Below are 21,050 nucleotides of genomic sequence, written 5' to 3'. Positions count from 1 at the left end.
ACGGACATGGGCAACTCAACACGGCACATGAAACATCTGATGGCAGGCTGCCTGTCGCTGACGGTCGGCTTTACCGGCATCGCACCCACCTTCCTAGATCCCATCATCGGCGTCAGCGCGGCTGAGGCTGCCGCCGACGGCATGGTCAACATCACCCAGACGGGCCCGGGCGCTCATCGCGCCCTCAAGCTCGGCCTGAAAAAGGCTATCGTCATCGACCTTCCCGTCGATGCGCACGACATTCTCGTTTCCGATCCGAGCATGGCCGACGCGGTGACGCGCTCCTCGCGGCGCATCTACCTGTTCGGCAAGACGGTCGGGCAGACCAACATCTTCATCTTCGGCGCCGATGGTCAGCAGATCGTCAGCCTCGACATCGCGATTGAACGCGACGTCAGCGGGTTGCAGAACAACCTGCGCCGCTTCATTCCCGATTCCAACATCAACGTCGAGATCGTCTCCGACAACATCGTGCTGACGGGTACCGTTCGCACGCCGCAGGATGCCGCGCAGGCGGCTGATCTGGCCGGCGTCTTCCTCAAGGGTGGTGAGGCGACGACGCGCACGGAAACGGCCAGCAGCCAGGGTGGCGGTGACGGCTCGGTGGCGCTTTTCGCGGAAAACCGCCAGCAGTCGCAGGTGATCAACCTGTTGCAGATCGAAGGTGAGGACCAGGTCACGCTGAAAGTGACCATCGCCGAAGTTCGCCGAGAAATCCTGAAGCAGATCGGCTTCGACAATCTGGTCTCCAATTCCGGTGGCCTCAGCGTCGCTCAGCTTGGCGCGCCCAATTCCAGCGCCGCAACCGCGACGCTGGGTGGCGGTCTGGCTGCCCTGTTCAAGAGCTCGATCGGCAAATACGACATCTCGACCTATTTGAGCGCGCTGGAGCAGGCAAAGGTTGTCAAGACGCTTGCCGAGCCGACGCTGACGGCTATTTCCGGCCAGGCCGCGACGTTCAATTCCGGCGGCCAGGTGCTCTATTCGACGACCGACAACGACGGCAACGTGACCGTCGTGCCCTACAATTACGGTATCAACCTGGCCTTCAAGCCTGTCGTCCTGTCCTCGGGCCGCATCAGCCTGGAGATCAAGACCAACGTGTCGGAACCGGCACCTTCGGTCAGCGGTTCGCAGCCGACCTACCAGCGCCGTTCTGCCGAGACCTCCGTCGAACTTCCCTCCGGCGGCTCGATCGCGCTGGCGGGCCTCATCCGCGACAACGTCGCACAGACATCGAACGGAACGCCAGGCGCCAACAAGATCCCGCTGCTTGGCACGCTGTTTCGCCAGCGCACGGTCGAGCGTGACGAGACCGAGCTTGTCATCATCGCAACGCCCTATCTCGTGCGTCCGGTCGCTCGCAATCAGCTGAACCGGCCCGACGACAATTTCAGCCCGGAGAACGACGGCGCGGCATTCTTCATGAACCGCGTCAACAAGGTCTATGGCGGCAAGGCGCCGGTCGCAGACGCCCAGTTCCACGGTTCAATCGGGTTCATCTACAAATGAGCGAAGCGGGATCAGCAATGGCACAACACAGAGACACGCCGATGGCCAAGATCAAGACCAGCGCCCGTAACCGCGGCTTTTCGACACCGCTTATCGCGGCCGCCACGATCGCAGCCGCCCTGCTTTCGGGCTGCGCTTCGCGCGACGACCTGACGACTGGCGGCATTCCGGATGATTACCGCCAGCGCCATCCGATCGTGGTGACGGAAGCCGAGCAGTCGGTGGATATTCCGGTTGCCTCGACCGATCGTCGGCTCAACACCGCGCAGCGCGACGTGATCCGTGGCTTCGCGCAGAACTACGGTTCGCGCGCCACCGGCCCGGTCTACCTCTTGACGCCAGAGGGATCGCCGAACTCCAACGCCGCACGCCAGCTGCGCGGCCAGGTGCGCGCCGAACTCTCCGCACGCGGCATCGCGAGCTCGAAGATCGTCAACAGCTCCTACGTGACGCTCGATGCCAAGGATGCGGCGCCGATCCGCCTCACCTTTGTCGGCACCACGGCGATGACCTCGCAGTGCGGCCAGTGGCCGAAGGACATGATCAACGACTTCAGCAACCAGAATTACTACAATTTCGGCTGCGCGACGCAGAACAACCTCGCGGCACAGATCGCCAACCCCGAAGATCTCGTCGCGCCGCGTGGCATGACGCCGATCGATGCAACGCGCCGCAACGCCGCCATCAAGGAATATCGCGAACGCACATCCACGATCGAAGAAGTCGGTGGCAACGCCGCCGGCAGCTTCTGATCAGACTAGGATTGACGATGAGCACGGTTGAATACGACATCACGAACACTGCGGACCTTCAGCAGGCCGAAGACGCCATGCGCATGGGCGAGCTGGAAAACATGCGCCCGCTGCCGCGCATATCGGTCCATGCCTTCTGCGAAAGCGAGGAGCTGCAGCGGGTGATGGAGCGCTGCGGTAACGATCGCCGCCTGTCGAAGGTCAGCCTGCGCATCACCAGCGGCGGCATCGCGGCCGCGGCCAACATGTTCGCGAGCGCGCCGACACCGAACCTGATCATTCTCGAGACACGCGCCAGCAGCGCCGGCCTGCTCAACGAGCTGGCACCGCTTGCCGCCGTCTGCGACCCGTCGACCAAGGTCATCATCGTCGGCTACCACAATGACATCGCGCTCTATCGCGACCTGATCCGCAACGGCATTTCCGAATACATCGTGCAGCCGGTGGCGATGCCCGACATCATGACGGCGATGGCGACGATCTTCGTCGACCCCGATGCCGAACCGCTCGGGCGCAGCATCGCCTTCATCGGCGCCAAGGGTGGCGTCGGTTCCTCCACCATCGCGCATAATTGCGCCTTTGGTATTTCGCGGCTGTTTTCGACCGAAACCATCCTCGCCGATCTCGACCTGCCCTACGGAACCGCCAATATCGATTTCGACCAGGACCCGACGCAGGGGATTGCCGAAGCGGTCTATGCGCCGGAGCGCCTGGACGAGATGTTCCTCGACCGCCTGCTGACGAAGTGCTCGGAGAACCTCTCTCTGCTTGCGGCGCCATCGCTTCTCGACCGCGCCTATGATTTCGACGGACACGCCTTCCAGCCGGTCATGGACGTGCTGCAGCGCAGCGCGCCGGTGACCGTTCTCGACGTGCCGCACGCCTGGTCCGAATGGACGCGCTCGGTGCTATCAGCCGCCGATGAAGTGGTGATCTGCGCGTCTCCCGATCTCGCCAACCTGCGCAACACGAAGAACCTGATCGACGCTCTGCGCAAGATGCGGCCGAACGACAAGGCGCCGCACCTCGTTCTCAACCAGGTGGGCATGCCGAAGCGTCCGGAGATCAGCCCATCGGATTTCTGTGAGCCGCTGGAATGCGAGCCCGTCGCCATCATCCCGTTCGACAGCAACCTGTTCGGAACGGCCGCCAATAGCGGCCGGATGATCTCGGAGATGGACCCGAAATCGCCGACGGCCGAGACCTTCTCGCAGCTGTCGCACATCGTTACCGGGCGCATCGCCGTCAAGAAGGCGAAGAAGAGCAGTCTTCTCGGCCTCCTGAAACGCAAGTAGCCCACCAGGAGTGGAATAAGGCATGTTCGGAAAACGCGGAAACGAAGGATCTGGCAAGGCGGGCGGCACGATCGCGCCACCGCCGCCTGTTGCTGCGCCTTCCTCGTCGACGGCGCCGGCCGTCTTCGTCGAGCCGCAGCGCGAGCAGGCACGCCAGCAGGTGGCGCCGCCGCCGATGCAGACGCCGCAGCGCAAGCGCCCTGCCCGCACCGACGAATATTACGACACCAAGGCACAGGTTTTCTCGGCACTGATCGACACGATCGACCTGTCGCAGCTCGCCAAGCTCGACGGCGAGAGCGCGCGCGAGGAAATTCGCGATATCGTCAACGATATCATCACCATCAAGAACTTTGCGATGTCGATTTCCGAGCAGGAAGAGCTGCTCGACGACATCTGCAACGACGTTCTCGGCTACGGTCCGCTGGAGCCGCTTCTGGCGCGCGACGACATCGCCGACATCATGGTCAACGGCTCCGGCAAGACCTTCATCGAAGTGGGCGGCAAGACGCTGGAATCGGAAGTGCGCTTCCGCGACAACGCGCAGCTGCTCTCGATCTGCCAGCGCATCGTCAGCCAGGTCGGCCGCCGCGTCGATGAATCCAGCCCGATCTGCGACGCCCGTCTTCCCGACGGCTCACGCGTGAACGTCATCGCGCCGCCGCTCGCCATCGACGGGCCGGCGCTCACAATTCGTAAGTTCAAGAAGGACAAGCTGACGCTCGACCAGCTGGTGCGCTTCGGGGCGATCACGCCCGAGGGCGCGACGCTGCTGCAGATCATCGGCCGTGTCCGCTGCAACATCGTCATCTCCGGCGGTACCGGCTCGGGCAAGACGACACTTTTGAACTGCCTCACCAACTATATCGACCGCGACGAGCGCGTCATCACCTGCGAAGACACGGCCGAACTGCAGCTGCAGCAGCCGCATGTGGTGCGTCTGGAAACCCGCCCGCCGAACATCGAAGGCGAAGGCGAGATCACCATGCGCGATCTCGTCAAGAACTGCCTGCGTATGCGCCCCGAACGCATCATCGTTGGCGAAGTGCGCGGACCCGAGGTCTTCGACCTCCTGCAGGCGATGAACACCGGCCACGACGGCTCGATGGGCACGATCCACTCCAACTCGCCGCGCGAATGCCTGAGCCGTATCGAATCGATGATCGCCATGGGCGGCTTCAGCCTGCCGGCGAAGACGGTGCGAGAAATCATTTCCGGCTCGATCGACATCGTCGTGCAGGCCGCGCGCCTTCGCGACGGCTCGCGCCGCATCACGCACATCACCGAAGTGATGGGCATGGAAGGCGACGTGATCATCACCCAGGATCTGATGCGCTACGAGATCGAGGGCGAAGACGCGGCCGGGAAGATCATCGGCCGACATAAATCGACCGGTATCGGCAAGCCGAATTTCTGGGACCGCGCCCGCTACTACAACGAAGAGAAGCGGCTTGCCGCGGCGCTCGACGAAATGGAAGAGAAGTCGAAGGATTAAGATTATGTTCGGTTTCGATCCGATCGTGCTGGGTATCGTGCTGCTCGTCGCCATTTCGGCCGGCGCGGTGTGTTACGGCCTGCTCTTTTCGCGGATGGAAACCGAGAAGAAGGCGGCAAGCCGCGTTAGCCGGGTGGCATCGGCCGAACTCGACAAGCAGAACGTCAAGGCCGCACGCGACCGCGTCCAGGAAATGTCGAAGCGTCGCAAGTCGATGCAGGACAACCTGAAGGATCTCGAGAAGCGGCAGCAGGAAAACGCCAAGAAGAAACTGACGCTGAAATCGCGACTGACGCAGGCCGGCCTCTCGATCACGCCCGGCCGTTTCTACATGTTCAGCGCCATTTTCGGCTTTGTGCTGATGTCCGTCGCGTTTCTGGCCGGCGCCCCTACCATGGTGGTGCTCGGGGTGCCTGTTGTGGCCGGGCTCGGGCTGCCGCGCTGGATCCTCGGCTTCCTGATCAAGCGTCGCCAGAACAAGTTCCTCGACGAATTCCCCAACGCGCTCGATGTCATCGTGCGCTCGATCAAATCGGGCCTGCCGCTGAACGACTCGATCCGGCTGATCGCCAACGAGGGCAAGGAGCCGGTCAAGGGCGAGTTCCGGCGCGTGGTCGAATCCCAGCAGGTCGGCCTCAGCGTGCCCGATGCCTGTACGCGCATGGTCAACCACATGCCGCTGCAGGAGGTGAGCTTCTTTGCGATCGTCATCGCCATTCAATCGCAGGCCGGCGGCAACCTTTCGGAAGCGATCGGCAACCTCTCCAAGGTGCTGCGCGAACGCAAGAAGATGAAGGCCAAGGTCAAGGCGCTTTCGATGGAAGCAAAGGCGTCCGCCGTCATCATCGGCGCGCTGCCGTTCATCGTCGCGACGCTCGTCTACATGACCTCGCCGCAATACATGATGGTGCTGTTCACCGACCCGCGTGGCCACCTGATCATGGGCGCTTCGGCGGTATGGATGTCGATCGGCATCTTCGTCATGCGCAACATGGTCAATTTCGATATCTAACCGAGGCAATGCGATGTCGTCCGATCTTGCGAGTTCCCTGACAGACCCTTCGATGCTGATCGCGGTGCTTGTGGCGCTCGCAGTGTTCGCGACGCTCTACACGCTCGCCATCCCCTTCTTCGAGCGCGGCGATCTCAACCAGCGCATGAAGGCTGTCTCGACGGAGCGCGAGCAGATGCGCGCCCGCGAACGCGCGCGGATGAACGCGGAATCGACCGGCAGCAAGGCGTCGCTGCGCACGCAGAACAACCGCTCGGTTCGCCAGATCGTCGAACGCTTCAACCTGCGCGAGGCGCTGGTCGACGAGAACACCATGAACAAGCTGCGCGCGGCCGGCTATCGCTCGGAAAACGCGCTCAACATGTTTCTGGTCGCGCGCTTCCTCCTGCCCTTCTGCTTTTTCGCACTGGCGATCTTTTGGGTGTTCGGCCTCGACCACCTCGTCGACAAGCCGACGCCGATCCGCTTTCTCGCAACGCTCTGCTTTGCCTATCTCGGCTTCTACGCGCCCAATATCTTCATCTCCAACAAGATGAAAAAGCGGCAGCATTCGATCAAACGCGCCTGGCCGGACGCGCTGGACCTGATGCTGATCTGCGTGGAATCCGGTATTTCGATCGAAGCCGCGATGCGCCGCGTCTCGGAAGAGCTCGGCGAGGCCTCTCCGCCGCTCGCCGAAGAAATGGTTCTGACGACGGCCGAGCTCTCCTTCCTGCCGGATCGCCGCGTGGCGCTCGAAAACCTCGGCACGCGCACGCAGATCCCGATCGTGCAGTCTGTGGTGCAGGCGCTGATGCAGGCCGATCGCTACGGTACGCCGGTCTCGCAGGCGCTGCGCGTTCTTGCCCAGGAAGGTCGCGACGAGCGCATGAACGAGGCGGAGAAAAAGGCGGCCGCGCTGCCACCGAAGCTCACCGTGCCGATGATCCTGTTTTTCCTGCCGGTTCTGGTCGCCGTCATTCTCGGACCGGCCGGCATCCAGGTCGCCGACCGGTTCTAAGCGGCTCTACCGTCGGCACAGCCGATTTTTAGGATGGACCGCCGCGCGGGGCCGTGTGACATTCGATCACGCAACCCCACCCACGGACCATCGCCATGTCGTCGCTCAGCGTCTTTCTCAGCATCATCGCAACACTCTCGATCGGCGCGATGAGCCCCGGGCCAAGCTTCGTTCTCGTCTCCAGGATCGCCGTGTCGCGCTCGCGTGTCGACGGGCTTGCGGCGGCTATCGGCATGGGTCTGGGCGGCGTGTTGTTCAGCATCCTGGCGCTGGCGGGGCTGACGGCACTGCTCTCGCAATTCGGCTGGCTCTATCTGGCGCTGAAGACCATGGGCGGGCTCTATCTCGCCTATATCGCCTACAGGATCTGGCGCGGCGCCGGCGAGCCGCTTGAGATCGGCGAGACGACCGCCGCCAACCGTGCCGTCGGCCGCAGCTTCATGACGGCGTTCCTGACACAGGTCAGCAATCCGAAGACGATCGTCGTCTATGCCAGCATTTTCGCGGCTCTCTTGCCGAAGACCATTCCGCTGGAATTGTTCGTGGCAATCCCGCTCGGCGTCTTTGCCGTCGAGGCCGGCTGGTACACGATCGTGGCGCTGGCTTTCTCGGCCCGGCACCCACGCCGGATCTATCTCGCCGCGAAGAAGTGGATCGACCGCGCGGCTGGCGCCGTGATGGCCGGGCTGGGGTTACAGCTTGTCGTGTCAGGCCTGAGCGGCCGTTAGACTGGTCAGTTGGCGCTGGCTGTATCCGTGCCGACATCCTTGGCGGCGAGCTTCTGCCAGGAATTCTGCTGCGACATCATCGAGCGGAGATAGGCGACGTTGGCATCGGCCTGCTGCGGCGAGAGTTCGCCGCGGGCGATCTTTTCAGCTTCCGGGAAGCGGCCCTGCAGGCCGACGACGAGCGCGAGATTCTGGCGCACGCGGCTATCGGCAGTCGGCTGGCTTGCTGCCTGGCGCAGATAGGTTTCGGCGGTCCGGAGATCACGCGTCAGCACGTAGGACATGCCGAGGTTGGACAGGATCGACGGTTCGCCCGGCTGCAGATCGAGCGCATCGCGATAGCGCTGGCGCGCCTCGCTCGAACGGCCGAGCTGATCGAGAATGGCGCCCTGCGCGGAGACGAGCTTCCAGTCGGGACGGTCGGCCGTCTGTGCGCGGCCGATGGTGTCGAGCGCTTGCTGCAGCTGGCCGGCGGCGGCCTGCGCCTTGCCATAAGCGGCAAGCACGTTGCGATCCTGCGGATTGGCGATCGCAACCTGCTGCATGACGGCGAGCGCCTGGGCGTCCCTGCCCTGCATGCGCAGGAGATTGGCGTAGTTGACCCCGTTGACGGGATCGCGCGGGTTCTTGTCATAGGCCTGGCCGACGCGATCGGTGGCGGAACGCACTTCCTGATCGTTCATCGTCTCGACCGGCTTGTTCAGCGCGATCGGGATGGAGCCCGTCGTCATCTTGTCCTTGGTGGTGTTGCAACCGGCCAGCATCAGCGCCAGCATCGCGGTTGCCGCGCACTGGAGAAGACGGGTTTTCGAATAAGTGTCGACCAAAGCAGCCATCGCGGTTTCCTGAAATCAGAAATCGGCGCCTGACCTAAAAGCGGAACAGGGAAAGGCTTTGACGCAATCTACGCTCAAGCAATAGTCTGTTAACCCTAACGGAACGTTAAAATATGATTCCGGACGCCCCCGAAGGATAAACAATGCCCCCGTTCCAGTTCATCGAGAGACCGACCCCCTTCAACAGCAAGGGCGGCCAGACCCTGCCGATCTTCGCCGTCACGCCGGCGCATATCGAAACCGGGACGATCGATCCGATCGCGCTCGATTGGGCGAAGAAGGCAGGCTACAAGGCCGAGAGCGGCTCGCTGCTGCTGATCCCCACTTCGGAAGGCCATCTCGGCGGCGCGTTGTTCGGCCTCGGCACCAATCCTTCCGAACAGCCCTATATCACCGGCAAGCTGGCGCGCGCGCTGCCGGCAGGCGACTGGCACATCGAGACGGCGCCGCTGACGGCCAACCGGCTGGCGCTCGGCTTCGGCCTTGGGAGCTACCGGTTCGACCGCTACAAATCCGAAAAGCAGCCGGCGGGTACGCTGATGATCCCGCGCGATGCCGATGCCGCCGATATCAGGCGGCAGCTGGCCGGCGTGTTCCTCGCCCGCGATCTGATCAACACCCCCACCAACGACATGGGCCCGAACGAGCTGGAAGCGGCGTTCCGCGGGCTTGCGGCGCACTACAAGGCGGAGATCTCGGTGATCTCGGGCGACGACCTCCGGCATAATTTCCCTCTCGTGCACACAGTCGGCCGCGCCAGCGCCGACGCGCCGCGCCTGATGGAGCTGCGCTGGGGCAAGAAGGGCCATCGCAAGATCACGCTCGTCGGCAAGGGGGTGTGCTTCGACACCGGCGGTCTCGACATCAAGCCCGCCTCCTCGATGCTTCTGATGAAGAAGGACATGGGTGGGGCAGCCAACGTCATGGGTCTGGCGCTGATGATCATGGATGCCAAGCTGAAGGTTGATCTGCGCGTCGTCATCCCGGTGGTCGAGAACTCGATCTCTTCGAATGCCTTCCGCCCCGGCGACATCTACAAGAGCCGCAAGGGCCTGACGGTGCAGATCGACAACACCGACGCCGAGGGCCGCCTGATCCTCGCCGACGCGCTGGCCTATGCCGACGAGGAAGAGCCGGACCTTATGATCGACATGGCGACGCTGACGGGGGCTGCGCGCGTGGCGCTCGGGCCCGACCTGCCGCCCTTCTTCACCGACGATACGGATCTCGCGCGCGACCTGATGGAATCGAGCATAGAGACCGACGATCCGCTCTGGCGGCTGCCGCTTTATGCCGGCTACGAAAAGGACATCCGCGCCAAGTTCGCCGACATCACCAATGCGCCGGCAGGCGGCATGGCGGGCGCGATCACGGCCGCGCTTTTCCTCAAGCGCTTCGTCAGCCATGCCAAGAGCTGGGCGCATTTCGACATTTACGGCTGGGCGCCTTCGGAGCGTCCGCATTCGCCCGGCGGCGGCGAGGCGCAGGCAATCCGGGCGCTTTACCACCACATCCGCGAGAGCGTTCGTTAAACCGCATCGCGATCGTTAAAATTTTATTCACCCTGTGGGGCGGCAGATTTGCCGCCCCATTGCGTTGTGCGGATACGTGCCGGAAAATGGAACGCAGGCGTAACGAATGCGGGAGGGGCCGTGCCGATCGAATTGACCGCATCGCAGGCGCTCGGGCTCTGGCATGGCGTCTCGCTCGACCAGGTTCGCCACGACGACCGCGATTTGACATTGCGCCAGATGGCGATCCTGCTGCATATCTATCTCGTGCCGCCGCCGCATACCGTGCGCGGACTGGCCGCCGAGCTCAATGTCACCAAGCCGGTCATCACCCGGGCACTCGATACGATGGGCGACATGGGGCTGGTGGACCGGGTGCGCGATGACAGCGACCGGCGCAACGTGCTGATCAAGCGCACCGTGGGCGGCGCGCTTTACCTGGAAAAACTGGGCGACCGCGTGCGCGAGCACGGGCGCCGACTGTGACTTTGAGGACAAGACCATGACCACGCTCGACCGCCGCCTGCACGCCTTCAGGGACGACCTCGCCGAGCGCGGGCTGGAAGGACAGGTGGCGGCGCAGCGCTTTACCGACGGGACGCCGGCGCGCATCGCAGTGCCGGTCGTGGGGCTGCGGCCGCGACCCGACGCGACCGTCGGTATCGACACCGAGCTCTTATTCGGCGAGGACGTGACCGTGCTCGACCGCGCCGACGGATGGTGCTGGATCAAGGCGCGATCGGACAATTACGTCGGCTACCTGCCAGAGAGCGCGGTGAGCGAGACGGCGCCCGTGCCGAGCCATATCGTCACCGTTCAGCGGACCTTTCTCTATCGCGAGCCGGAACTGCGCAAACCCTATAACGACATTCTTTCGATGGGCAGCCGCGTGGCGGTCGCCGACACCGCGGAGGCGCGCGGCAACCACTATGTGACGCTGGAAGACGGCACTGCCATTTTTGCCAAGCATGTGCAGCCGATCGGCGCGCTTGACGGCGAGGACTATGTCGACATCGCCGCCCGCTTTGTCGAGACACCCTATCTCTGGGGCGGCCGCTCGGGGCTCGGGATCGACTGCTCAGGGCTGGTGCAGCTTTCCATGCTGATGACCGGCCGCGCCGCGCCGCGCGACACGGACATGCAGGCCTCGGCGCTTGGCACACCCATCACCCGCGAGGAACTGCGACGCGGCGACCTGGTGTTCTGGAAGGGGCATGTGGCGATCATGGAGGATGCGGAAACGATCCTGCATGCGACCGGCCATACCATGACGGTGGTACGCGAGAATTTCGAAGAGGCCGTCCAGCGCATCGGCTGGCTCTACGAGCAGCCGAACGGCTATCGTCGCCCGATCAACTGACCGGCGGCTTCGGCCATGCGGTGACGCCGCCGGACCAGGTCTCGAACGCTTTAGACAGCCTCAGAACGCGCATGTCGTCGAAGCGGGGGCCGACGATCTGCAGGCCGATCGGCATGCCGGATCGGGAAAAGCCGCAGTTGATCGACGAGGCCGGTTGCTCCGACATGTTCCAGGGAACGGTGAAGGCGATGTGCTCGAAGGGCCGGGCCGGATCGTTGGTCGGCGAGGCCCATTCGGCCGGATAGGAGACGATGGGATTGGTCGGCGACAGCACGGCGTCGACCGTCTCGAACAGCGCGCCGCAGGCCTTGCGCATCTCGATCGTCTGGTTGAAGCCCTTGACGGCGGCTACGCCGCTGACATCGGCCCCACCCTTGGCCCAGCCGTAGATATAGGGAAGGATGCTCTCGCGGCGCTCCTCGCTCAACCCCTCGATATCGCCCCAGAAGCGGGCGCGCCAGAAATTGTCGAGACCATCCAGCATCGCCCGCGACAGCACCGGGCCGACCGGCACGATGACGGCACCCGCGCGCTCGAACTGTTTCGCAGCCGCAACGACGGCCGCCTTCACCTCGTCCTCTGCATCAAGGCCGCAGCCGGCGTCGAGCATGAGGCCGATGCGCATGCCTGAGAGGTCGATGTCGAGATCGGTCCAGTCGATATCGTTCGGCGGCAGGCTGGTGCCGTCGCGCCAGTCCGTCCGCGACAGCGTTGCCATGGCGAGCGCCGCATCATCGACGGTGCGCGTCATCGGCCCGGCGCAGCGGCCGACATAATAGGGATCGACCGGGATGCGGCCGTGGCTGGGCTTGAAGCCGAAGATGCCGGTCCAGCCGGCCGGGAGCCGCACGGAGCCGCCGATATCGGTGCCGATGTGGAGCGGACCATAGCCGGCGGCGGCCGCCGCCGAGGCGCCGGCGCTGGAACCGCCGGGGTTCTGGCTGATATCCCACGGGTTGCGGCTGAGCGGGTGGAAGCTCGACAGGCCGGAGGAGAGCATGCCGTAGTCGGGGCACGTAGTCTTGGCGAAGATGATGGCACCATCCTCGCGCATGCGGGCGGCGATGGGGGCGTCGTCGAGCGCCGGCGTCAGCTCCATGGCCCGGGTGCCGAGCGGGACGGGCTGGCCTTTGGTTGATATCAGCTCCTTCAGCGTGACCGGGATGCCATCGAGCGGGCCCAGCGTTTCGCCCTTCGTCCAGCGTTCGGTGGAGGCCTTGGCCTGGGCTCGGGCGGCGTCGGGATCGTAGAGATAGAGCGCGGCGATATGCGGCTCCCAGGCGGCGATATGCGGCTCCAGCGCCAGCCAGTATTCCAGCGGAGATAGGCTCTTCGCCGCAAAATGCCGCTTCAGGTCTCGGATGCTCAGGTCGATCTCGGTCATGGCGCGGTCTTTCAAAAGGACATCTTCAAATCAGCGACTTGCTCAATCAGCGGCTGGCCTCGCGAGGGTCGAGCAGGTCGCGCAGGCCGTCGCCCAGCATGTTGAAGCCGAGGACGGAGAGCGCGATGGCAAGGCCGGGAAGGATGGCGAGCCAGGGGGCAAGGGCAAGATAGGTCTGCGCATCGGCCAACATCCGCCCCCAGCTCGGCGCCGGCGGGGCAAGGCCGAGACCGAGGAAGCTGAGGCCCGCTTCGGTGAGCACCGCGAGGCCAAGCTGGATGGTCACCTGAACGATGAGCTGGCTCATGATATTGGGCAGCACGTGGCGGAGCGAGATCGCCAGCCGGGTATTGCCAAGCGCGCGGGCGGCAAGCACGTAATCGCGGCTCCAGGCCTGCAGCGCGCCTGCCAGGGCAACACGGGCAAAGACCGGAATGAGGAAGGTGGCGATGGCAGCGATCGCCGTCAGCCGGCCGCCGCCGAGGAAGGCGCCGAGCATCATCGCCGAGAGGATCGGCGGGAGCGCGAAGATGACGTCGCAGACGCGCATCAGAAGCGTTTCGAAGATGCCGCGAAAGGCGGCCGCGGCAAGGCCGGCGATGGTGCCGAGCGTGCCGCCAATAGCGACGGCGACGATGGCAATCGAGAGCGAATTCCAGCAGCCGACCATCAGCATGGAGAGCACATCGCGGCCAAGCTGATCGGTGCCGAGAAGGCCGAAGCCGAGCGGCGGCTGCAGCTTGTGGATGATCTGCATCTTGGCCGGTGGCAGTGGCGTCCAGACGAGCGACAGCAGCGCGATGGCGACGAGGCACGCGACGATCGCGGCGCCGATGATGAGATTGACGCGCTTGACGTCGCGCATGCGTCGGCGGCCGACATTTGTTGTGGTCGAGACCAGGGGCGCCATCTCAGATCCCCTTTCTCAGACGCGGGTCGATCGCAAGGTAGGAGAGATCGACCAGGAAGTTCATGAGGATGACAAGGCCGGCGAAGAACAGCACCACATCCTGCATGACGACAATATCGCGCTGCGACAGCGCCTGATAGGCGAGACGGCCGAGGCCGGGGAGATTGAAGACATTCTCGACCAGGACTGCGCCGGCCACCAGGAAGGTGGCTTGCAGGCCGAGGATGGTGAGGATCGGCACCAGCGCATTGGGCACCGAATGGCGCCAGAGCACGGTGGCTGATGACAGACCCTTGGCGCGGGCGGTTCGGGTGAAATCCTCGTGCAGCGTATCCAGCACCGCCGAGCGGGTGACACGGGTGAGCACGCCTGCCTGCGGCAGCGCCAATGCGACTGCCGGCATCAGCAGGGCCTTCAGCGCCGGCCAGACACCCGCGCTCCAGCCCGGAAAACCACCCGCCGGCATCAGCCCGAGCGTGGTCGAAAACAGGATGATCAACAGCAGCGCCACCCAGAAGGCGGGCACGGCGATGCTGACCTGCGAGACGACGGCCGCGATCGCATCGACAATGCCGCCGCGCCTGGAGGCTGCGGTGACGCCAAGCGGGATGGCGATCGCCACGGAGAGCAGGATGGCGATGAGGGCGAGCGGCAGGGTGACGGCGAGCCGCTCGAGAATGAGGCCGGCGACGGGGACGCCATAGGTGTAGGAGCGCCCAAGATCGCCGGTGAAGACGCCTGCCAGCCATTCGGCGTAGCGGATCAGGAGCGAGCGGTCGAGGCCGAGTTCGTGACGCAGCGCCGCCAGCGTTTCCGGCGAGGCCGAGGTGCCGAGCATGATCGAGGCCGGGTCGCCCGGCAGCATGTCCATGACGGCGAAGATCAGCAGCGAGACCACGAGCAGCGTGATGACGAGGCCGGCGACGCGACGGAGCACGAGGGCGATCATGCGGCGGCTCTTGAGGTGGGTGCAGGGCGGCTGATGGTGATGTCAGCGCGCGTGGCCCCCTCCTCCGACCCTTCGGGCCACTGACCGGGGTCGAGCCGCTGGTCTCGACCCGTCCTTCGGACCCCCATTGGGGAGAAGGGAAGATGGAGCGAGCTGCCCGCTACGAGTCTCTTCTCCCCAGCGGGGAGAAGGTGGCGGCAGCCGGATGAGGGGGCCGCGGGCTCGGTGGGCGGGATACCCCCCTCTGTCCTGCCGGACATCTCCCCCACAAGGGGGGAGATCGGCAAGTGGTGAGGTTTACGCCAAACAATGAGAGTGGAGCGAGCGGGTGAGCCAAGCCAATCTCCCCCCTTGTGGGGGAGATGCCCGGCAGGGCAGAGGGGGGTAACCTGGGCAAGGAGATGGCTGTTGGCGACTCGGCTGTAGGTGAACTTTGCGCGTGTGGCCCCCTCATCCGCCTGCCGGCACCTTCTCCCCGTTGGGGAGAAGAGACTCGGGGTCAGCCACTCGCGCCAACCTCCCCTTCGCCCCAACGGGGAGAAGGTGGCCCGAAGGGTCGGATGAGGGGGGGCCGCAAGCTCGGTGCTTGCCGTCAGCGTATCGCTTACCCCAACCTCTCCATCCTCTCCCACCAACACAAACCCTCCCGTCACCTACTCGTCCCAGGAGACGTTGGTGAGCACGTTCGAGGGGATCGGCTCGTTTTCCCAGAGGCCTTTCAGCTTCTTGTCCCAGACGCCGAGCTTGGGCATGACGAAGAGGAAGAGAGCCGGGACGTCGTCGGCGAGGATGGTTTGGGCTTCGGCGTAGATCTTGGCCTGCGCGGCCGGATCGGTGGTTTCCTGGACCTTCTTCATCAGCGCGTTGAAATCAGGGTTCTTGTAGTTGAAGTAGTAGGGATCGCGGGAATAGATGTCGATGTCCATCGGCTCGGCATGGGCGACGATGGTCATCTGGTAAGAACGGTCCTTCATCACGTCCTGGACCCACTTGGCCGGGAATTCGGTGGGCTCGATGGTCATGGTCACGCCGATTTCGGCGAGCATGGCCTGCATGACCTCGGCGCTGCGCGGCGCATAGGCCATCTGCGGGGACTTGATGGTGAAGGTGAAGCCATCGGGGTAGCCGGCTTCTGTCAGCAAGGCCTTCGCCTTTTCCGGATCGTAGGGGAGCTTGGCCGTCAGGTCGACATAGCCGGGATCATTCGGCGTGTAGTGGCTGCCGATCGGGGTGCCCAAGCCGGACCATGCGCCGTCGATCACCGTCTTGCGGTCGATCGCCATCATCAACGCCTGGCGCACGCGCTTGTCGTTGAAGGGCTTTTCGGCATTGTTCATGCCGGCCACGACCTTGAGCTCAGTGTTGCCGATCTTGGTCATCAGCCTGGCGTCGCCGTCGAACGAGGTCATCAGCTCGGGTGCGGCGAATTCGGGGATGGCGTCGACATCGCCGGATTTCAGCGCCGCTGCCTGCGCCTGCGGATCGGCGATGAAGCGGAAAGTCACCTTGTCGAGGGCGACCGACACATCCTTGTTCCAATAGCCGGCGTTCTTTTCCAGCTCGACCTTGTCGCCCTTGGCCCAGCTGACGAACTTGAAGGGGCCGGTGCCGACGGGCTTGGTCTTGTCGTCGGCCGCCGAGTTCGGCGCCACCATGACGGAGGCCGGCCAGCCAAGCCAGTAAAGCAGGCTGCCGGTGGGTTCAGAGAGATGCAGCACCAAGGTTGTCGCATCGGGCGTATCGATCGAAGAGATGGAGGCGAAGAAGCGTTTTTGCGGGTTGACGGAATCCTTGCCGCGGGCGCGGTCGAGCGCGAATTTGGCGGAAGCGGAATCGAAGGCCTGTCCGTCGTGGAAGGTGACGCCTTCGCGCAGCTTGAACGTATAGGTCAGTCCGTCGGCTGAGATTTCCCAGCTTTTCGCCAGCTGCGGCTGAACCTTGCCGGCCTCGTCGATCGTCACCAGACCCTCGAAGACGTTCTGCCAGGTGACCTGGCCGATGGCGACGGGGGCGGCGATCGTCGGGTCGAGGCCCGTGGGCTCGATGGTCATGCCGAGGCTGAGCGTGGTCTTGGCGGCCTCAGCCGGCGTCAGGCTCAGCATCACCAGCCCGGCCGAGACGGCGGCCCCAAGCGAAAGACGACGAACGAGGCGCGCGGAAGGCGCGAGCGAAAGCTTGATCATCATGTCCCCTTCATGGCCGCCGCTTGCTGCAACTGGCCGATTGCCGATAGAGTGTCATTGCGCCTGTGCACACACAATGACGATTTTGTGTGCTCAGTGCAGCCAAAAGAGCTACACAGGAATTTCCCGCTCGATGCAAGCCCAACACCGCCTGCTGGCGGCCGGGCATCCGCTCAGCCCTTGCTGACCGGACCGCCGGCGCGCTCGCGCATGAAACGCTCGATGAAATCGAGAAGCTTGGAGGCGGCGAACGATAGCTGGCGATCGGGCGCGACGCAGAGATCGACATGGGTGCGGATGGCGCTTCTGGGCGCCAGCGGCACGGCGCGGAGCTGGCCGGCCTCGATCTCACGGCGCACCGTCAGCGCCGGAAGCAGCGTGGCGGCTGCGCCGCTCAGCACCAGCTCCTTCAGCATCTCCAGCGAGCTGGTGACGAAGACAGCATCGAAGCTCAGCCCGGCCTTTTCGAAGAGTGCATCGAAAGCCTGGCGGAAGCCGAAAGATTGGTCGGGCAGCGCCAATGGATAGTCGGCTATATCCTTGAGGTTCACCTCCTGCCGCTCGGCCGCCGGATGGCCTGTCGCGACGATCAGGTCGTAGGCGATCTCGGAGCGCAGGCGGACCTTAGTGCCCGATACGGCCGGCGCAAACAGGGTGACGGCGATATCCGCCTCGCCGCCATTGACCGCCTCGACGGCCTGGCGGGCGCTGGAGATGGTGACCTCGAAATGCAGCTTGGGATATTTGAGGCTGAATTCGGCCAGCGCCGGCGCCAAGAGATTGGCGACGGTGGCGCCATTGGCGTGGATGGCAACGCGGCCGGCCTGCAGGCCCTTCAGGTCCTCGATCAGCTGGCCGACATGATCGAGCTCGCGCAGGGTGCGGCCGGCGCGGGCGGCGAGCAGCTCGCCGGCGGCCGTCAGCTTGACGCCACGGGCGCTGCGCTCCACCAGCGGCGCGCCGAAATGATATTCGAGGTTTTCGATCTGGCGGCTGATCGCTGTCGGCGCGACGTTCAGGTTTTCGGCGGCCTGGCGCATCGAATTGGTGCGGACCAGTTCGTCGAAATACATCAGGGCGCGTATCTGCATCTCACCGTCTCCGCATTCGGACCAATGCCATCCTCTAATCCATCACAGGCGATCGGCATAGCGGTCCCGCCATGCCGGCTGGGTGCCTTCCACTGGAAGCGCCGTCGCCTCATAGACGCCGCGGGCAATGGCGCGGGCCATCACAAGAGTGGCGAGGTGGCAGAGTTCCAGAAACTCAGGCAGGCCGCCGAGTGGCTTGGCGCCGGTGGCGGCGGAGAAGATGGTGTCGCCATCGAGCGGCAGATGTGCCGGCAACAGCGCCCGAGCAAACCCGTCATGGCCCATGACAGCGAGGCGATGGGCTTCGGGTTTGGTCAACACCGCGTCGGTGACGATGGCGCCGATGGTCGTGGCGGTGGTGTTCATGCCCTTGAGGCGCATGGCGGTATCGCGCGCGCCGATTGCCTGCGGAAGGCCGAGGCCGCCGAATTCATTGTCCTCTTCGAAAGGCGCCGACCAGAAATGCGGCCCCTCGCCCACCGTGGCGGAACCAAGCGCATTGACGGCGACGATGGCAGCGATGGTGTGGCCAGCCGACGAGCGGGCGCTGGCCGAGCCGAGGCCGCCCTTGAAGGTCGCGGTGGTGGCGCCGGTGCCGGCGCCGACGGTGCCGAGCGCGAACGAACCCTTCGCGGCAGCGCGGAAGGCTTCGTAGCCGAGATCGCGGTAGGGCGATTGCAGGCCCCAATCCTTGTCGCCGCCGTTCAGGAGGTCCATCAGGATCGCCTGCGGGACGATGGGCACGCGCTGGTTTCCAACCGGAAAGCCACGGCCCATGGCGCGCAGGCCGGCCTGGACGCCACCGGCCGCGTCGAGCCCGAAGGCGGAGCCGCCCGAGAGCACGAAGGCATCGACTTCGGTCACCGCCATGGAGGGATCGAGCAGCGCGGTATCACGGCCGCCCGGCGCACCGCCGAGCACGACGCCGGAGGCCACCGCCGGCTTATCGAAAACAATGGCGGTGACGCCGGAGCCGAGGCCGAGATCCGTGGCGTGGCCGACGGAAAGGCCTTCGATATCGGTGAGCAGATTGAGCAAGTGCGGCGTCCTTCTCGTCGGTGGGCTTTTCGCAGATGGGCGATCGGCAGGAGGCGATAGGACGATATGGGAGGGCAAAAAACAAGACCGGCCCCGCTTCAGGCGGGACCGGTCAGATATCCTCGAATTGTTTTCGCCCGGCCATTTCAAGCCGGCATCGAACCATGCCCTCAGGCATGGATGGGTTTGGGATGACGGCGGGTCATCAGATCGTGGATCGCGTGCTTGACCTCGGCCGGCGAGCTGAAGTGCTGCTCGTCGAGATCGTGGACGTGATACTTCACGGCGATGAATTTCAGCCGGTTTTCATCCGGAATGACGATGCCAACGGGCACGCCTGCGTATTCGATAACTTCTTTTTTCATGCATAGAACTCCTGCCGCGCGGAGTGCGTCGGCGATGGCGAATTGACTTGTCTTTTACCGTTTAAGGGGGGACGAAGGTCACATTCGACAGTTCGGGCGGGAGAGAGCGCCCGGACGGTCACTGCCAAGCACCGGGCGCGTCAGGAGCGTGGCAAGAATATCAAAGTCGTTCATGTCTCATTCCTTTCTTCTGCGTCGTGCTTGCTTCGGGCCCCGGGCATGCCGGGACCGGCGGTTGGCGTTCCGTATAATCTACTTTATTTGTAGAGAATACATAACGGACTGTCGGAAACATATTCCGAAACGTGTCAAAATGTCGGCGATTAGGAAAATATCATTCCGCCAAAGCCGAATTCACGAGAAGACCATTAGCAGGTCTTTGTGCACTTGGTATGACGATACGGAACTCTCTGTCGCTCGCAGCCAGAGATAGGGAGTGCGTCTGATTCCGGCAATGGGCTTTTGATTAAAAGTCGGTAAGCCGCGAAATGACCGAAATGGTTAACGGGCACCGGCAAGCGATTAACGCTTGAAAGTCAGGTGGATCGTGCCGCTAGGCGCGGTTTCGGATTTGACCGTGTAACCCGCTTCGAGGCCACGCAGATCATCCCACAGGCGAATGCCGCGACCCAAAAGGATCGGCGTGATCGCGACATGAAGCTGATCGACGAGACCGGCTTTCAGGAAATCGCGCGCGACCGTCGGCCCGCCGCCGACGCGCACATCCTTGCCGTTGGCGGCCTTCGTCGCCTGTGCCAGCGCATCGACGGGATCAGCGCTGAGAAAGTGGAAGGTCGTGCCGCCGGACATCTCGATCGACGGGCGCTGCTTATGCGTGAGGACAAAGACCGGGCAACCGAAGGGCGGCTCGTCGCCCCACCATCCGCGCCAGTCCGGATCATCGGGAAAATTGTGCAGGCCGAACATGCCGGCACCCATGATCTCGGCGCCGATATTTTCGAAATAGGCCCGCGCATAGTCATCGTCTAGGCCGGTGGTGCCGCTGCCGCTTGTGTCCTTGAACACGCGCTCGCGGAAGGTCCGCGTGGCGGCATAAGCGCCTACGAGCCGTGGCCAGTCCTCGCCGAACGGGACTTCGGGTGTCTGGTCGGTCGTCGTGGCGAAACCATCCAGCGAGATCATGAGATCGATACGGACTGCCATTGTGCTATCCTCCTCACAGGCTAAATACTAAGGCCATTACCTTTGTATCAGATCAAATTACTAAGGCAAGTACCTTTATAATATTGACCCGCAATCCGGCCTGCCGTAGAAAACGACATGCCCTATCACTCGACCCCGCTCGACCTCGCCTTTCACGCCCTCAGCGACCCCACGCGCCGCGCGGTGGTCTCGCGGCTGGCCGAGGGCGAGGTATCGGTCAGCATCCTGGCGGAGCCCTTCGACATGGCCCTGCCCTCCTTCGTCCAGCATCTGAAGGTGCTTGAAGATTGCGGGCTGATCGCCAGCGAAAAGCGCGGCCGCAGCCGCTGGTGCCGCCTGGTGCAGGCGCGGTTCGACGAGGCGGCGGACTGGATGGCGTCCGAGCGGCTGCGCTGGAGCCAGCGGCTGGATCGCCTGGAGACTTATCTCGATAATACGCAAGATGAAGTGGGAGGAGATTGAAGC

20 protein-coding genes are annotated in these 21,050 nt (G+C 64.0%); 11 read left to right on the top strand and 9 right to left on the bottom strand.

Going from position 1 to position 21,050, the window contains the following annotated elements:
- Nucleotides 1-6: 6 nt before the first annotated feature.
- From QTL96_RS16040 to QTL96_RS16010, 7 genes are all read left to right on the top strand, one after another.
- On the top strand, nucleotides 7-1,512 hold the full coding sequence (locus QTL96_RS16040; RefSeq protein WP_289728390.1) for a type II and III secretion system protein family protein: 1,506 nt from the start codon (nucleotides 7-9) through the stop codon (nucleotides 1,510-1,512).
- A gap of 17 nt (nucleotides 1,513-1,529) precedes the next feature.
- Nucleotides 1,530-2,264 (top strand): CpaD family pilus assembly protein, encoded by a 735-nt coding sequence (locus QTL96_RS16035; protein WP_289728389.1) that lies wholly within the window; start codon nucleotides 1,530-1,532, stop codon nucleotides 2,262-2,264.
- 17 nt (nucleotides 2,265-2,281) lie between these two features.
- Nucleotides 2,282-3,559: a CpaE family protein gene (locus QTL96_RS16030; protein WP_289728388.1), complete on the top strand. Its 1,278-nt coding sequence runs from the start codon at nucleotides 2,282-2,284 to the stop codon at nucleotides 3,557-3,559.
- Between the two features lie 22 nt (nucleotides 3,560-3,581).
- Nucleotides 3,582-5,054, top strand: a complete 1,473-nt coding sequence (locus QTL96_RS16025; protein WP_289728387.1) for a CpaF family protein — start codon at nucleotides 3,582-3,584, stop codon at nucleotides 5,052-5,054.
- Between the two features lie 4 nt (nucleotides 5,055-5,058).
- Nucleotides 5,059-6,066 carry a type II secretion system F family protein gene (locus tag QTL96_RS16020; RefSeq protein WP_113009722.1) on the top strand — a complete coding sequence of 336 codons (1,008 nt, stop codon included), beginning with the start codon at nucleotides 5,059-5,061 and terminating at the stop codon, nucleotides 6,064-6,066.
- A 13-nt stretch (nucleotides 6,067-6,079) separates the two neighbouring features.
- Nucleotides 6,080-7,066 carry a type II secretion system F family protein gene (locus tag QTL96_RS16015; RefSeq protein WP_113197220.1) on the top strand — a complete coding sequence of 329 codons (987 nt, stop codon included), beginning with the start codon at nucleotides 6,080-6,082 and terminating at the stop codon, nucleotides 7,064-7,066.
- Between the two features lie 95 nt (nucleotides 7,067-7,161).
- Entirely contained in the window at nucleotides 7,162-7,794 is a 633-nt protein-coding gene (locus QTL96_RS16010; protein ID WP_289728386.1) for a LysE family translocator, read from the top strand.
- Between the two features lie 5 nt (nucleotides 7,795-7,799).
- Here the strand turns inward: QTL96_RS16010 and QTL96_RS16005 are convergent, their stop codons facing one another.
- Entirely contained in the window at nucleotides 7,800-8,630 is an 831-nt protein-coding gene (locus tag QTL96_RS16005; protein WP_289728385.1) for a tetratricopeptide repeat protein, read from the bottom strand.
- 143 nt (nucleotides 8,631-8,773) lie between these two features.
- Between QTL96_RS16005 and QTL96_RS16000 the strand changes: the two genes are divergently transcribed.
- From QTL96_RS16000 to QTL96_RS15990, 3 genes are all read left to right on the top strand, one after another.
- On the top strand, nucleotides 8,774-10,162 hold the full coding sequence (locus QTL96_RS16000) for a M17 family metallopeptidase (RefSeq protein ID WP_289728384.1): 1,389 nt from the start codon (nucleotides 8,774-8,776) through the stop codon (nucleotides 10,160-10,162).
- A 120-nt stretch (nucleotides 10,163-10,282) separates the two neighbouring features.
- Nucleotides 10,283-10,627 (top strand): MarR family winged helix-turn-helix transcriptional regulator, encoded by a 345-nt coding sequence (locus tag QTL96_RS15995; RefSeq protein WP_289728383.1) that lies wholly within the window; start codon nucleotides 10,283-10,285, stop codon nucleotides 10,625-10,627.
- A gap of 16 nt (nucleotides 10,628-10,643) precedes the next feature.
- Nucleotides 10,644-11,501, top strand: coding sequence for an NlpC/P60 family protein (locus tag QTL96_RS15990; RefSeq protein WP_289728382.1), 858 nt, complete (start codon nucleotides 10,644-10,646; stop codon nucleotides 11,499-11,501).
- Here QTL96_RS15990 and QTL96_RS15985 read toward each other — a convergent pair.
- From QTL96_RS15985 to QTL96_RS15950, 8 genes are all read right to left on the bottom strand, one after another.
- On the bottom strand, nucleotides 11,494-12,885 hold the full coding sequence (locus QTL96_RS15985) for an amidase (protein ID WP_289728381.1): 1,392 nt from the start codon (nucleotides 12,883-12,885) through the stop codon (nucleotides 11,494-11,496). The two genes, QTL96_RS15990 and QTL96_RS15985, sit on opposite strands and share 8 nt — an antisense overlap.
- Nucleotides 12,886-12,931: 46 nt before the next feature.
- Nucleotides 12,932-13,795 (bottom strand): ABC transporter permease, encoded by an 864-nt coding sequence (locus tag QTL96_RS15980; protein ID WP_289728380.1) that lies wholly within the window; start codon nucleotides 13,793-13,795, stop codon nucleotides 12,932-12,934.
- 1 nt (nucleotide 13,796) lies between these two features.
- Nucleotides 13,797-14,744, bottom strand: coding sequence for an ABC transporter permease (locus QTL96_RS15975; RefSeq protein ID WP_289728379.1), 948 nt, complete (start codon nucleotides 14,742-14,744; stop codon nucleotides 13,797-13,799).
- A 653-nt stretch (nucleotides 14,745-15,397) separates the two neighbouring features.
- Nucleotides 15,398-16,927 (bottom strand): ABC transporter substrate-binding protein, encoded by a 1,530-nt coding sequence (locus QTL96_RS15970; protein WP_289728378.1) that lies wholly within the window; start codon nucleotides 16,925-16,927, stop codon nucleotides 15,398-15,400.
- Nucleotides 16,928-17,100: 173 nt separating this feature from the next.
- On the bottom strand, nucleotides 17,101-18,018 hold the full coding sequence (locus QTL96_RS15965) for a LysR family transcriptional regulator (RefSeq protein WP_289728377.1): 918 nt from the start codon (nucleotides 18,016-18,018) through the stop codon (nucleotides 17,101-17,103).
- Between the two features lie 42 nt (nucleotides 18,019-18,060).
- Complete coding sequence (locus tag QTL96_RS15960; RefSeq protein ID WP_289728376.1) at nucleotides 18,061-19,056, bottom strand: P1 family peptidase; 996 nt, start codon at nucleotides 19,054-19,056, stop codon at nucleotides 18,061-18,063.
- Nucleotides 19,057-19,226: 170 nt separating this feature from the next.
- Nucleotides 19,227-19,421 carry a hypothetical protein gene (locus QTL96_RS15955; RefSeq protein ID WP_018899167.1) on the bottom strand — a complete coding sequence of 65 codons (195 nt, stop codon included), beginning with the start codon at nucleotides 19,419-19,421 and terminating at the stop codon, nucleotides 19,227-19,229.
- 522 nt (nucleotides 19,422-19,943) lie between these two features.
- Nucleotides 19,944-20,585, bottom strand: a complete 642-nt coding sequence (locus QTL96_RS15950) for a dihydrofolate reductase family protein (protein ID WP_289728375.1) — start codon at nucleotides 20,583-20,585, stop codon at nucleotides 19,944-19,946.
- Nucleotides 20,586-20,702: 117 nt separating this feature from the next.
- On the opposite strand from QTL96_RS15950, the gene QTL96_RS15945 reads away from it, so the two are divergent.
- On the top strand, nucleotides 20,703-21,047 hold the full coding sequence (locus tag QTL96_RS15945) for a metalloregulator ArsR/SmtB family transcription factor (protein WP_018899165.1): 345 nt from the start codon (nucleotides 20,703-20,705) through the stop codon (nucleotides 21,045-21,047).
- Nucleotides 21,048-21,050: the final 3 nt, after the last annotated feature.

Origin of the sequence: Rhizobium sp. S163 (assembly GCF_030380805.1) — a bacterium.
In the GTDB taxonomy this organism is placed as follows: Bacteria; Pseudomonadota; Alphaproteobacteria; order Rhizobiales; family Rhizobiaceae; genus Rhizobium.
The sequence above is the reverse complement of the archived record's forward strand: the minus strand, read 5'-3'. Positions and strand labels throughout refer to the sequence as shown.